This is a genomic window from Microbacterium sp. NPDC077644 (genome assembly GCF_040702785.1).
In the GTDB taxonomy this organism is placed as follows: domain Bacteria; phylum Actinomycetota; class Actinomycetes; order Actinomycetales; family Microbacteriaceae; genus Microbacterium.
This window is the reverse complement of sequence record NZ_JBFBME010000001.1, coordinates 770,726-783,608: the sequence shown is the minus strand read 5'-3', so window position 1 is coordinate 783,608 and position 12,883 is coordinate 770,726. Positions and strand designations below refer to the sequence as shown.

13 protein-coding genes, 1 tRNA gene and 1 other RNA gene are annotated in these 12,883 nt (G+C 68.3%); 6 read left to right on the top strand and 9 right to left on the bottom strand.

Annotated elements, in window-relative coordinates; translation table 11 throughout:
- The first annotated feature begins 13 nt into the window (after window positions 1-13).
- The 4 genes from AB0269_RS03750 (at window position 14) to AB0269_RS03735 (ending at window position 2,103) form a co-directional block, all read left to right on the top strand.
- On the top strand, window positions 14-490 hold the full coding sequence (locus tag AB0269_RS03750) for a YbaK/EbsC family protein (protein WP_366209898.1): 477 nt from the start codon (window positions 14-16) through the stop codon (window positions 488-490).
- Window positions 491-564: 74 nt separating this feature from the next.
- Window positions 565-637, top strand: a tRNA-Lys gene (locus tag AB0269_RS03745).
- 82 nt (window positions 638-719) lie between these two features.
- The gene (locus AB0269_RS03740; RefSeq protein WP_366209897.1) at window positions 720-1,523 is read left to right on the top strand and encodes an inositol monophosphatase family protein; all 804 of its coding nucleotides are present in this window, start codon (window positions 720-722) and stop codon (window positions 1,521-1,523) included.
- Between the two features lies 1 nt (window position 1,524).
- Window positions 1,525-2,103 carry a hypothetical protein gene (locus tag AB0269_RS03735; protein ID WP_366209896.1) on the top strand — a complete coding sequence of 193 codons (579 nt, stop codon included), beginning with the start codon at window positions 1,525-1,527 and terminating at the stop codon, window positions 2,101-2,103.
- A 61-nt stretch (window positions 2,104-2,164) separates the two neighbouring features.
- On the opposite strand, the gene ssrA is transcribed toward AB0269_RS03735, so the two are convergent.
- Window positions 2,165-2,534, bottom strand: a transfer-messenger RNA (tmRNA) gene (gene ssrA / locus AB0269_RS03730).
- A gap of 86 nt (window positions 2,535-2,620) precedes the next feature.
- Between ssrA and AB0269_RS03725 the strand changes: the two genes are divergently transcribed.
- A complete protein-coding gene (locus tag AB0269_RS03725) occupies window positions 2,621-3,295 on the top strand; it encodes an SIMPL domain-containing protein (RefSeq protein WP_366209895.1) in 675 nt (224 codons plus the stop codon).
- A 102-nt stretch (window positions 3,296-3,397) separates the two neighbouring features.
- On the opposite strand, the gene hflX is transcribed toward AB0269_RS03725, so the two are convergent.
- The gene (gene hflX / locus AB0269_RS03720) at window positions 3,398-4,903 is read right to left on the bottom strand and encodes a GTPase HflX (protein ID WP_366209894.1); all 1,506 of its coding nucleotides are present in this window, start codon (window positions 4,901-4,903) and stop codon (window positions 3,398-3,400) included.
- Window positions 4,904-4,962: 59 nt separating this feature from the next.
- Here hflX and AB0269_RS03715 point away from each other — a divergent pair, with 59 nt between their 5' ends.
- The gene (locus AB0269_RS03715) at window positions 4,963-5,604 is read left to right on the top strand and encodes a methyltransferase (protein ID WP_366209893.1); all 642 of its coding nucleotides are present in this window, start codon (window positions 4,963-4,965) and stop codon (window positions 5,602-5,604) included.
- On the opposite strand, the gene AB0269_RS03710 is transcribed toward AB0269_RS03715, so the two are convergent.
- The 7 genes from AB0269_RS03710 to recA form a co-directional block, all read right to left on the bottom strand.
- Window positions 5,605-6,987 (bottom strand): LLM class flavin-dependent oxidoreductase, encoded by a 1,383-nt coding sequence (locus AB0269_RS03710; RefSeq protein WP_366209892.1) that lies wholly within the window; start codon window positions 6,985-6,987, stop codon window positions 5,605-5,607. It lies immediately after the preceding gene.
- A gap of 79 nt (window positions 6,988-7,066) precedes the next feature.
- Entirely contained in the window at window positions 7,067-7,939 is an 873-nt protein-coding gene (gene dapF, locus AB0269_RS03705; RefSeq protein WP_366209891.1) for a diaminopimelate epimerase, read from the bottom strand.
- A gap of 9 nt (window positions 7,940-7,948) precedes the next feature.
- Window positions 7,949-8,479: a dihydrofolate reductase family protein gene (locus AB0269_RS03700; RefSeq protein WP_366209890.1), complete on the bottom strand. Its 531-nt coding sequence runs from the start codon at window positions 8,477-8,479 to the stop codon at window positions 7,949-7,951.
- Window positions 8,476-9,414 carry a tRNA (adenosine(37)-N6)-dimethylallyltransferase MiaA gene (miaA, locus tag AB0269_RS03695; protein WP_366209889.1) on the bottom strand — a complete coding sequence of 313 codons (939 nt, stop codon included), beginning with the start codon at window positions 9,412-9,414 and terminating at the stop codon, window positions 8,476-8,478. The genes AB0269_RS03700 and miaA overlap by 4 nt, the downstream gene beginning before the upstream one ends.
- Complete coding sequence (miaB, locus tag AB0269_RS03690) at window positions 9,411-10,961, bottom strand: tRNA (N6-isopentenyl adenosine(37)-C2)-methylthiotransferase MiaB (protein ID WP_366209888.1); 1,551 nt, start codon at window positions 10,959-10,961, stop codon at window positions 9,411-9,413. Before miaB ends, miaA begins: the two co-directional genes overlap by 4 nt.
- Before the next feature lie 45 nt (window positions 10,962-11,006).
- Complete coding sequence (locus tag AB0269_RS03685) at window positions 11,007-11,702, bottom strand: regulatory protein RecX (RefSeq protein WP_366209887.1); 696 nt, start codon at window positions 11,700-11,702, stop codon at window positions 11,007-11,009.
- A complete protein-coding gene (gene recA / locus AB0269_RS03680) occupies window positions 11,702-12,763 on the bottom strand; it encodes a recombinase RecA (RefSeq protein WP_366209885.1) in 1,062 nt (353 codons plus the stop codon). The genes AB0269_RS03685 and recA overlap by 1 nt, the downstream gene beginning before the upstream one ends.
- Between the last annotated feature and the right edge of the window lie 120 nt (window positions 12,764-12,883).

The following is a 12,883-nucleotide window of genomic DNA, read 5'->3' as shown; positions in this document are numbered from 1 at the left end:
TACGTTGGGTCGCATGAGCGAAACCCTCCCCGAGCGCAGTCGCATCGTCAGCCAGCACCTGGAAGCGGCCGGCATCGCACCTGCGATCCGGGTACTGCCCGATTCCGCGCGCACCGCCGCGGAGGCGGCAGCGGCGATCGGCTGCGAGGTCGCGGCGATCGCGAACAGCCTCGTGTTCCTCGCCGACGACGAGCCCGTGCTCGTGATGACCAGCGGCGGGCACCGCGCCGACGTCGCCGTGCTCGCCGCCGAGCTGGGAGCGGAGGCCGTGCACATGGCGCCGGCATCCGTCGTGCGGGACGCGACCGGTCAGGCGATCGGCGGCGTCGCGCCGATCGGACACCCGTCACGGCTGCGCACGTTCCTCGACGAGAAGCTCCTCGACTTCGATGAGATCTGGGCGGCCGCGGGGCATCCGCACACCGTCATGCCCCTGACCTTCGAGACCTTGCAGCGGCTCACCGACGGCCGCACGATCGCGGTCGAGTGAGGATGCGGCGCCGATTTCGCATGAGGCTGCGAAGCTGGTAATGTAATTCCTCGGCCGGGGAGATCCCAGGCCATGCGCCTCTAGCTCAATCGGCAGAGCAATTGACTCTTAATCAATGGGTTCAGGGTTCAAGTCCCTGGGGGCGCACGGATCAGCCCCGAAGCACTCTCGCCAGTGCTCCGGGGCTTTTCTGCATTCCGGCGTCGATCACGCCGACTAGTCTGAGAGCGTGACCGATTCCCCTGACGCGGCAGGTCTCGCCGCCGATCTCGAACTCGCTCTCCGGCTGGCGGATGCCGCGGATGCAGAGTCGCTACCCCGCTTCGACTCCGCAGACCTGCAGATCTCGACGAAGGCCGATCGGACGCATGTGACCGATGCGGACCTTGCCACCGAGCGAGCGCTGCGCGCGATCCTCGCAGACGAGCGTCCCGCCGACGGCATCTTCGGCGAGGAGTTCGGTTCGTCGGGCGACACGCGGCGGCAGTGGATCATCGACCCGATCGACGGCACGGCGAATTTCATGCGCGGGGTGCCGCTGTGGGGCACGATGATCGCGCTCGCCGTCGACGGCGTCCCCCAGGTCGGTGTCGTGAGCATGCCTGCGCTGGGGCGACGCTGGTGGGCGAGCACCGGAGACGGTGCGTGGACGGCTGCGCATCCCCGCCCCCGGCAGATCCGCACGTCGGCGATCGCATCCCTCGACGATGCGGCGGTCAGCTTCCAGAGCATCACCCAGTGGGCGGATGCCGGTCACCTCCCCGCCCTGCTCCGCCTCGCCGACCGGGTCTGGCGCGATCGCGGCCTGGGCGACGTCTACTCGTACATGCTCCTCGCCGAGGGCCGGCTCGAGATGGTGGCCGAGTTCGATGTGAAGGAATACGACATCGCCGCTGCCGTGCCGATCGTGCGCGAGGCCGGCGGCGTGTTCACCTCGTTCGACGGCAACGACAGCATCTCCGAGCGGTCGGTGCTCGCGTCCAACGGCATCCTGCACGATGCCTTCCTCGATCTCGTGCACGAGGAGGCCTGAGATGAACCGCAGAATCCCCGTCATGGCGCTCGCGTCGATCGCCGTGCTCGCCGGTGTCTCCGGGTGCGCGGCCGAACCCGAGATCGCCCCGACCAGTACGCCGACGCCCACCGCTTCAGCACCGGATCCGGCTTCCACACCCGACCCCGAACCCGTCGAGACCGAACCGGTCGAGACCCCGGTCGCCGAGCCGAGTTGCGAGACGATCCTCGCGCCGAGCACCACCGCGATGTTCGCCGAGCAGGGCTGGACGTTCAAGCAGCAGGAGTTCCGCATCGGCGAGGACATCGTTGCGGACGGCTTCGAGTGCGTGTGGGGCGACTACTCCGTGCCCTCCGATCACGTGCAGGTGTTCGGCTGGGCGCCGATGGATGCTGAGGCGTCCGCAGCAGCGCAGCAGAAACTCCTCTCCCAGGGGTGGCTCCGCGCCGACGCAGACGGACACCTGTACATCACCGAGGATCCCGACTACGCCTTCGCCGTCGACGAGGACGGCTACGGCATGACGTACGAGTTCGGCGACGGCTGGGTGACGCTCGCCGACACCCGGCAAGGCCTCGTGCTCATCAAGCGGCCCTGACCGCACGATGAAGGCCCGCGTCGGATCTCTCCGGCGCGGGCCTTCATCCAGTGACAGCGGCTGGTGGAGCTGGGGGGAATCGAACCCCCGTCCAACGCTGAGTATCCACGGCTTCTCCGGGCGCAGTCTGTGCAGACGTTCTGCTCGGCTCCGACCTTTGTCACAGACACCTAAGTCGACAAGCCCAGCCTGGGAAGAGTCCCACGTGACGTCCAGACGCCGTCACGCAGCAAGATTCCTAGATGACGCCAGGATCCGTATCGGAATCACATACGGTCTGACGGACTATCGGGCTCGCTTATGCAGCGAGGGCGAAGTCGTTGCGCTTGGATTCGGCAACTATGTTTTTGCAGGGAGCGTTCACGAGATAACCCTGCATCCTCGGCCCGCTTCTCGTGGATTCACAGGCGCTGTCGAAACCGATCAGCCCCGTGTTCCTTCTTGCGAAGGGACCGCTGTCACACTGTGGAATTACCAACTCGGAAAACCGGAGCATCCGAGCATTACAGTCTATACCATGAGCGACGTCACCATCACCGTCCGGGGCGAGCACGAGGAGCGCATCGCTCCCGAGCGCGCGACCATCCACCTCACGGTCCGCACGGAGGGCGCCGCCCGTGCAACCGTCGTCGACCACGCCATGCGACTGGCTGAACCGGTTCGCGCCGGACTCGCCGAACTCGCCGAACGGCACGATGCCGGAACGCTCATCGAATGGACCAGCAAGCGTCTCGCCGTGCGTGCGGAGCGCCCGTGGAACAACCAGGGCAAGCGCCTCGCGCTCGTCTATCACGCGAGCATCGACTTCACCGCGACGTTCGGCGAGGCCTCGGAGCTCTCGGTCTGGGTGTCCGAGATCTCAGCGTGGGATGGTGTCGAGGTCGGCTGGGTGAACTGGCACCTCACGCCGCAGACGCGTGCCGACGCGGAGCGCGAAGTCGCATCCGTGGCGGTCGGCGTCGCCGTGCAACGCGCCCAGGCGTATGCCGGCGCCCTCGGACTCGAGTCCGTCACGCCGTTGGAGATCGCGGACACCGGTCTCATCTCTCGCGAGCAGTCGCCCGCGCCGCAGATGATGAAAGCGCGCGGCGCAGCCTTCGCGGCATCCGCGGACTCCGGGCCCGCCATGGAGTACGAGCCGGATGACATCGTCGTCTCAGCGACGGTGGAGGCCCGCTTCACCGCCCGCTGAGCGCTTCCCGAAATCAGGATGCTTGACCGAGATCAGGATGATCCGGCGTGAGGGCTCCTGATCCCGGTCACAGTTCCTGATCTCGGCGCGAGAGGCAGTCCGTCAGGCGCGCGCGAATGGAGCCAATTCCGCCGCGAGACGCTCCGAGACGTGCGCGTGGATCTGCGTCCCGTGCTCGCCGTGCTCCGCAGAGACGAGGATGCCCGTCTCGTGCACGGCCGCCACGAGATCTCCCCTGTCGTAGGGCACGAGGGCGTGCACCTCGACGGCGGGCATCGGCAGTGCCTCGTCGATCGCGGCGCGCAGCTCTTCGATTCCCTCACCGGTGCGCGATGAGACGAAGTGCGCCTTCGGCTCGAGACCCTGGAGCACGAGCCGGTCGTCCTCGGGGATGATGTCGGCCTTGTTGAACACGACGATCTCGGGCAGATCTCGGGCGCCAACGTCGCCCATGACGTCGCGCACCGTCTGCAGCTGACCGGCGGGGTCCGGGTGCGAGCCGTCCACGACGTGCAGGACGATGTCGGCGTCGCCGACCTCCTCGAGCGTCGAGCGGAACGCCTCGACGAGCTGGTGCGGCAGGTTCCTCACGAAACCGACGGTGTCGGTGAACGTGTAGACGCGGCCGTCATCGGTCGTGGTGCGGCGCACCGTGGCATCCAGCGTCGCGAACAGGGCGTTCTCGACGAGGACCCCCGCGCTCGTGAGCGCGTTGAGCAGGCTCGACTTGCCGGCGTTCGTGTACCCGGCGATCGCGACCGACGGAATCGTGTTGCGCTTGCGCTCGGCGCGCTTGGCGTCGCGCGCCGGTGCGAAGTCGCGGATCTGGCGACGCAACTGCGCCATGCGCGTGCGGATGCGGCGACGATCGAGCTCGATCTTCGTCTCACCGGGGCCGCGGGAGCCCATACCGGCGCCGCCCGCTCCGACCTGACCACCGGCCTGGCGGCTCATCGAGTCACCCCAACCGCGCAGACGAGGCAGCAGGTACTCGAGCTGAGCGAGCTCGACCTGGGCCTTACCCTCGCGGCTCTTGGCGTGCTGGCTGAAGATGTCGAGGATCACGGTGGTGCGATCGATCACCTTGACCTTCACCACGTCCTCCAGCGCGCGGCGCTGGCTGGGGGCGAGCTCGGTGTCGGCGATCACCGTGTCGGCGCCGGTCGCGGCGACCAGGTCCTTCAGCTCCTGCGCCTTGCCCCGGCCGAGGTAGGTGGCGGGGTCGGGATGCGGCCGCCGCTGCAGCACGCCGTCGAGCACGACGGCTCCTGCCGTCTCTGCGAGGGCGGCGAGTTCGCGCAGCGAGTTCTCGGCATCGGTCTGCGCGCCCTGCGGGTACACGCCGACCAGCACGACGTTCTCGAGTCGCAGCTGGCGGTACTCGACCTCGGTGACGTCCTCGAGCTCGGTGGAGAGCCCTGCCACGCGGCGCAGCGCATGGCGATCGTCGAGATCCCACTGGTCTCCGTCGCGGTCGCCGTACGCAGCCGTGCCGGCATCCTGCAGCGCCTGGGCCGCACCGAACACTCTCGCCTCGGTGCGCTTCTCTGCGCTCGCGATCACACGATCGAGGGTCTCGTCGTGGGTGTCTTGTGTGGTCTTCGTCATCCTCTGCCTTCTACGTTCGGCGTCTTAACCTTAACCCGCCCGTCCGGTACGCTCGCCCTATGGGGTCCGATCACTACTTCTCTGCGGCCCCGGCAAGTGCGGAGAATCTTCGGACCATTCGGGTGACTCTCGCCGGTCGCGACCTCGAGGTCACCACCGCCGGCGGCGTGTTCAGTCCCGACCGCCTGGATGCCGGGACGGCCGTTCTCCTCGCCAACATGCCGCCGCTGCCGCCGGGCGGCGACTTCCTGGACCTGGGCTGCGGATGGGGTCCCATCAGTCTCACGATGGCTCTCGCCTCGCCGCATGCGACGGTGTGGGCCGTCGATGTCAACGAACGCGCACTGGACCTCGTCCGCCGGAATGCCGATGAGCTGGGTCTGATGAATATCAACGCCGTACGGCCGGACGATGTTCCCGACGACATCCGATTCCGCACCATCCGCTCGAACCCGCCGATCCGCGTGGGCAAGAACGTGCTGCACGACATGCTCGAGCGCTGGATCCCCCGCCTGGACGAGCGCAGCGATGCGTGGCTGGTCGTCCAGCGCAATCTCGGCGCGGATTCGCTGCAGCGCTGGCTCGCAGCGACCTTCACGCCCGGCTACAGCGTGTTCCGCTCAGCCACGGGCAAGGGATTCCGTGTGATCAAGGTGCGCAAGCACGGCTCTCCCCCGACGGAGCCGATCGCGCTGGCGTGATCAGACGCCGACCCGGTTCCCGATCTTGAAGCCGGCACCGCGGTGCTCGTCCGGCAGCCGGTCTCCGCGGCCGTGCAGCTTGTTGCGCAACGTGCCGGGTGCGTACTCGGTCTGATAGACCCCACGACGCTGCAGCTCAGGGACGATGAACTCCACAACGTCCTCGAACGTGCCCGGTGTGATCGCGTAGGCGAGGTTGAATCCGTCGACGTCGGTCTCCTCCACCCATTCCTGCAGGAAGTCGGCGACCTCCTCCGGCGACCCGACGACGCGGGGCCCGAGGCCCCCGATGTTGCCGAGCTTGGCGATGTCGCGCACCTTCCACTCCTTGCCGGAGTCGTCCGCCTGCTGGAAGTTCGCGACCGTCGACTGGATCGCGTTGCTCTTGACATTGCCGATGGGCTCATCGAGGTCGAACTGCGACAGGTCGATGCCCATCCATCCCGACATGAAGACCAGCGCACCCTCGTCGCTCGCGTACTGCAGGAAGTCCTCGTGCTTCGCGTGCGCCTTCTCGCTCGTCTCGTCGGTGATGATCGTGAGCAGCGTGTAGATCTTCGCCGAGTACCGATCGCGTCCTGCCGCCTCGAGGGCGTCGCGGATGCGCTTGACGGTGCCGGCCAGCACCGTCTTGGTCGGGGCAGCGACGAAGATCGCCTCGGCGTTGCCCGCGGCGAACGCGATCCCGCGCGGCGAGGCGCCGGCCTGGAAGATCACCGGCGTGCGCTGCGGCGACGGCTCGGAGATGTGGATGCCGGGGACCGTGAAGTGCTCGCCGCTGTGGCCGATCTCGTGCACCTTGGCCGGGTCGGTGAAAACCCCGGACTCGCGGTCGCGGACGACCGCGTCGTCCTCCCACGAGCCCTCCCAGAGCTTGTAGGTCACCTCGAGGTACTCGTCGGCGACGTCGTAACGCTGGTCGTGCTCGAGCTGGTCGTCGTGACCCATGTTGCGCGCGGCGGAGGGCAGGTACCCCGTGACGACGTTCCAGCCGACTCGTCCGTTCGTCAGGTGGTCGAGCGTCGTCATGCGGCGCGCGAAGGGATACGGATGCTCGTACGCGGTGCCGGCGGTGATGCCGAAGCCGAGGTTCTCGGTGACCGCCGCCATGGCGCTCACGAGCAGGATGGGGTCGTTCACGGGCACCTGTGCGCCGTGCCGGATGGCCGCCTCGTTGGAGGAGCCGTAGACATCGTAGGTGCCGAGGACATCCGCGATGAAGAGGCCGTCGAAGTGGCCGCGCTCGAGCAGCTGCGCGAGCTCGGTCCAGTAGCCGAGCTCCTTGTAGCGCGCGGACTGGTCCTGCGGGTGCCGCCACATGCCGGAGGACTGGTGGGCGACGCAGTTCATGTCGAAGGCGTTGAAGCGGATCTGCTTGCTCATGCGCACCATCGTCACCGAACGGCAACCGTGCTGTCACTCCGAGTCGTCACACGACGACTCATTCCGCTCCGCCGACGTGTCAGGCGAGGTCGACCGTGCCGCTGAATACTAACTGCGCGGGCCCGGAGAGCGCGACGTGCTCGCCGTCCTCCGCCGGGAACATCCGCACGCCGAGCGTGCCGCCCGGCACCTCGACGCGCCAGTTGTCCGGGGCGCGGTCCCCCGCCCAGTACCGGACCGCCAGAGCCGTGGCCGCCACGCCCGTTCCGCAGCTGAGGGTCTCACCGACCCCGCGCTCGAACACGCGCATCGAGACGTGCCCGATGCCGTCTCGGACGAGCGGCTCGCCCGGTACGACGAACTCGACGTTCGCGCCGTTCGGCAGCGCCGGATCGAGTTCGGGGATGTATTCGAGCTCGAGTCCTTCGAGCTCCTGCTCGGATGCCAGGGCGACGACGACGTGCGGATTGCCGACGTCGATGCCGAGGCCTGGGCGGGCCACATCGAGACCACGGGCCTTGGCGAGAGGATCGTCGCCCGACAGCTTCCACCGGCCGAGGTCGACCTGGTATCCGTTCGCACTGGTCGTCACGTCGCGGACGCCCGCCCGTGTGCCGATCGGCAGCGTCGAGCCCTGCTCGATCATGGCCAGTCCCGCTCGGAGGAGGTAGTGCGCGAACACCCGGACGCCGTTGCCGCACATCTCGGCGATCGACCCGTCGGCGTTGCGGTAGTCCATGAACCACTCGGCCGCCGGTTCCTCGGCCAGAGCATCCGCGCCCTCGGGAATCGCCGTCGAGCGGACGACGCGCAGCACGCCGTCGGCTCCGATGCCGAAGTGGCGGTCGCACAGAGCGGCGACCTGCTCCGGCGTGAGGTCGAGCTCCCCGTCGGGGTCGGCGATGATCACGAAATCGTTGCCCGTGCCGTGACCCTTGGTGAATGCGACCATGGATCCAGTCTATTCAGCGCGGAGCACGCGATATCGCCCGCACAGGAATGCACGGTTGCGAGCGACGTCGACGAGTTCGAGGTCGAGGGAGCGCGGCAGCACCGGAGCACCGCTGCCGAGTGTGACGGGCGCGTACTGCAGCCAGACCTCGTCGAGCAGCCCCGCGTCGGCGAACTGCCCGGCCAGGTCTCCCCCGCCGACGATCCAGATGTCCTTGTCGCCCGCCGCCGCGGTCATGGCCGCGTGGACAGCGCGCACGTCGTCGTGCGTCAGCCGGACGTCACCGCTCTCCGGCAGGGCCAGGTCTCGATGCGTGAACACCCAGGTGGGCTGCTCGTAGCTCCACGCACCGTTCTCGTGCCGCATGACCCACTCGTACGTGGAAGCGCCCATGGCGAGGGCGCCGATGTTCCGGATGAACTCCGGGTACGCCATCGGTCCGTTCTCGTCGAAGTCCTGCTTCAGCAGCCAGTCCAGCGAATGGTCAGCGGTGGCGATGAATCCGTCCAGGCTCGTCGCCGTGAAGAAGTGGGTCGTCATCCCGCCAGGATGTCACGGGGGTCGGACATCGACGAGAGCCACTCGATACCGGGGTATCGCTTGAACCACGACACCTGCCGCCGGGCGTACCGGCGAGTGAGCGCCTGCGTCTCGGCGATGGCCTCGGTTTCGGTCTTCTCCCCCGCCAGCTGCGCGAGCGCCTGCGCGTAGCCGATCGCGCGCGGTGCTGTGGTGCCGCGTTCGATCCCGTCCGCGCGCAGACGCGCGGCCTCGTCGAGCATGCCCTGCTCCCACATGCGCTTCACTCGGGCATCGAGCCTGGCGACGAGTTCCGCGCGGTCCGCACTCACGCCGAGGATCCGCGTCCGCGGGTGCCACAGCAGGGGTTCGTCGGGGAGCGCCGCACCGTGGGTCTGCGCGCCCTGCTCGATCACCTCGAGGGCGCGCACGATGCGTCGGCCGTTCTTCGGATCGACGCGGGCCGCGGTGACGGCATCCGCCTGCTGGAGCCGGGCGAAGAGGGCACCGGCGCCCTGCTCGTCGAGTTCGCGTTCGAGCCGCTCGCGCACTTCGGGGTCGCGGGGCGGGAAGCGGAAGTCGAAGATCACGCTCGAGACGTACAGACCGGACCCGCCCACGAGGACGGCGTCGCCGCCGCGTGCGTGGATGCCCGCGATCGCCGCCCGTGCGAGCGGTTGGTACCAGGCCACGGCGGCGTCCTGGGTGACCTCGCGGACGTCGAACAGGTGGTGCGGGATGCCGCGGCGCTCGTCGACGGAGAGCTTGGCCGTCCCGATGTCCATACCGCGGTAGAGCTGCATGGCGTCGGCGTTGACGATCTCGGCGGGGTTGCCGGTCTCGCGCAGCGCCTCGGCGAGGCGGAGTGCGAGGTCGCTCTTGCCCGTTCCCGTGGCGCCGACGATCGCCCAGACGCGCGAACCGGTGTCGCTCACCTCGGTCGGGGGCCGGCTCACACGCCCACGCGGAGCGTGGGAAGGCCCAGTGAGACGGCGCGCGGAGCGCCGGATGCGCCCGAGGGGGCGGGGATGCCGCAGGACTCCGCCTGTGCGCGATCCCAGGCATCGCCACCGCGCGTGCGCCGGATGCGCAGCGGCGCGCCCGTCGGGTCGTCCGCCAGGAGGTGGAACGGCGCACCGTGGGTGATCGTCACGGTCACCGCATCACCGGGGCGCGGCAGGTCGGAGCCGGGAGTCACCTCGAAGTGCACGAGCCGGTTGTCCTGCGCACGGCCGGTGAGGCGGTGCGTCTCGGCGTCCTTCTTGCCCTCGCCGACCGAGACGAGAACCTCGACCTCGCGGCCGACCTGCTTCTGGTTCTCCTCGAGCGAGATGCGCTCCTGCAGGGCGATCAGTCGGTCGTAGCGCTCCTGCACGACGGCCTTGGGAACCTGATCCTCCATCGTCGCGGCGGGTGTCCCCTCGCGGATCGAGTACTGGAACGTGAAGGCGTTCGCGAATCGCGCCTGCTCGACGACGCGCATGGTGTCCTCGAAGTCCTCGTCGGTCTCGCCGGGGAACCCGACGATGATGTCGGTGGAGATCGCCGCGTGCGGAATGCGCTCGCGCACACGGTCGAGGATGCCCAGGAACTTCTCGCTCCGATAGGAGCGGCGCATCGCCTTGAGGATGCGGTCGCTGCCCGACTGCAGGGGCATGTGCAGCTGGGGCATGGCATTGGGCGTCTCCGCCATCGCGTCGATGACGTCGTCGGTGAACGCGGCGGGGTGCGGACTGGTGAAGCGCACGCGCTCGAGTCCGTCGATCTGACCGGCGGCGCGCAGCAGCTTGCCGAAGGCCTGCCGATCGCCGAACTCCACGCCGTAGGAGTTGACGTTCTGGCCGAGCAGGGTGACCTCGATCGCGCCGTCCTCGACGAGGAGGCGGATCTCGTTCAGGATGTCGCCTGGCCGACGGTCCTTCTCCTTGCCCCGCAGGCTCGGGACGATGCAGAACGTGCAGGTGTTGTTGCAGCCGACCGAGATCGACACCCAACCGCTGTGCGCCGAGTCGCGCTTGGTGGGGAGGGTCGAGGGGAAGACCTCGAGCGACTCGAGGATCTCGAGCTCGGCGTCGCCGTTGTGCTTGGCGCGCTCGAGCAGGCCGGGAAGCGAACCCATGTTGTGCGTGCCGAAGACGACATCGACCCACGGTGCCTTGTCGAGCACGGCATCCTTGTCCATCTGGGCGAGGCAGCCGCCGACCGCGATCTGCATGCCCTCCTTGCGGCGCTTGACCGAAGCGAGGTGGCCGAGTGTGCCGTAGAGCTTGCCGGCGGCGTTGTCGCGCACGGCGCACGTGTTGATGATGACGACGTCGGCCTCGGTACCCGCCTCGGCGCGCAGATATCCGGCGCTCTCCAAGGATCCGGAGAGTCGTTCGGAGTCGTGCACGTTCATCTGACACCCGAAGGTGCGCACCTCGTACGTGCGCTGGCGGCCGTCGGCATCGACGGCCGCAGAGGACGCCGAGATGATCGTCGGTTCGCTGCGAGGAATAGTCATGGTGCTCCCCATTCTACGAGCGCGAGCCCGACGCCGGACTCGAGGTCATTCCGAGTCGACGAACCTCACGCCCGTCCTCGGCGCCCCGAGCGATGCCTCGCCCAACGCCGTGCGGGCGGCGTTGGCGGCGACCGATCCGCCGTAGCCTCGGCGTGCGAGCTGACCCATCAGTCTGCGCAGCGCCGTGTCGAAGTCGAGCCTCGACAACGACCGCGCCTTGGTCCTGGCGAACTCGAGAGCCCGTTCGGCGTCGTCATCGGGAAGGTCGCCGAGGGCGGTGTCGATGACGTCCCGCGGGATCCCGCGCTGGGCGAGCGCGCGCGACAGCGCGACACGGCCCTGCCCCTTGCGCTCGACCCCGGAGATCACCAGATGCTCGGCGAGCAGGGAGTCGTCGAGGTAGCCGCGTTCGCAGAACCGGTCGATCACGTCGTCGATACGGGACTGATCGAGGTCGTGGCCCCGGAGCACCTGACGCGCCTCTGAGACCGAGAGCGACCTCGCGCGCAGTTTGCGCACCAGGGCCTCCTCGGCCCGCTGTGCGACGTCGTCGGCATCGGGTTCGCCGCGCTCGACCGTGCGATCCGGACGAGGACCCTGCGCAGCCATCCTCTCGCTCGTGACCGGTGGGCCGTCGACCTCCCCGGGCTGCAGATCGGATGCTCGTGCGACTCGTCCGCCGAAGAGCGGGATGACGGGGGCGAGGCGGTCCTCGCCCCCGTCATCGTGCGTGTGCGGCATCAGGCCGGGCGGCGCTGAGCCAGCTCGTCTGCACCGGCCGGTGCCGCTGCCGCGTCGGCCGCCGGTCCTCCGATTCCGAGCTTCTGCTTGATCTGCGTCTCGATCGTCAGCGCGATGTCGGGGTTCGCGATCAGGAAGTTGCGGGCGTTCTCCTTGCCCTGGCCGAGCTGGTCGCCGTCGTAGGTGTACCAGGAGCCCGATTTCTTCACGATGCCGTGCTCGACGCCGAAGTCGATCAGGCTGCCTTCGCGCGAGATGCCGACGCCGTAGAGGATGTCGAACTCGGCCTGCTTGAACGGCGGCGCCATCTTGTTCTTGACGACCTTGACACGTGTGCGGTTTCCGACCGCCTCGGTGCCGTCCTTGAGCGTCTCGATCCGACGGATGTCCATGCGGACCGACGCGTAGAACTTCAGCGCCTTGCCGCCGGCGGTCGTCTCGGGAGATCCGAAGAACACGCCGATCTTCTCGCGCAACTGGTTGATGAAGATCATGGTCGTGTTGGTCTGGTTCAGGCCACCGGTCAGCTTGCGCAGTGCCTGCGACATGAGGCGGGCCTGCAGGCCGACGTGCGAGTCGCCCATCTCGCCCTCGATCTCGGCGCGCGGCACGAGAGCTGCGACGGAGTCGACGACGATGAGGTCGATCGCCCCGGAGCGCACGAGCATGTCGGCGATCTCGAGAGCCTGCTCACCGGTGTCGGGCTGCGACACCAGCAGGGCGTCGATGTCGACGCCGAGCTTCTTGGCGTACTCGGGGTCGAGCGCGTGCTCGGCGTCGATGAACGCCGCGATGCCGCCGGCTCGCTGCGCGTTGGCGATGGCGTGCAGGGTCAGGGTCGTCTTACCCGACGACTCCGGCCCGTAGATCTCGACGATGCGTCCACGCGGGAGGCCGCCCACGCCGAGGGCGACGTCGAGGGCGATGGAGCCCGTCGGGACGACGGCGACCGGTGCGCGCTCATCGCTGCCCAGTCGCATGACCGAGCCCTTTCCGAACTGACGGTCGATCTGGGCGAGAGCCGATTCCAGGGACTTCTCGCGGTCTGCGGTTGATGGCATGACGTGCTCCTCATGTGTTCGCGTGGTGCCGCCTGTAGGCTGTCGCGGCCGCCCCGGCTGGGGTGGACTCTCCGACAAGGCGTATGGCTCCTGGGCCTGTGAACACCGTAGGAGGGGCAT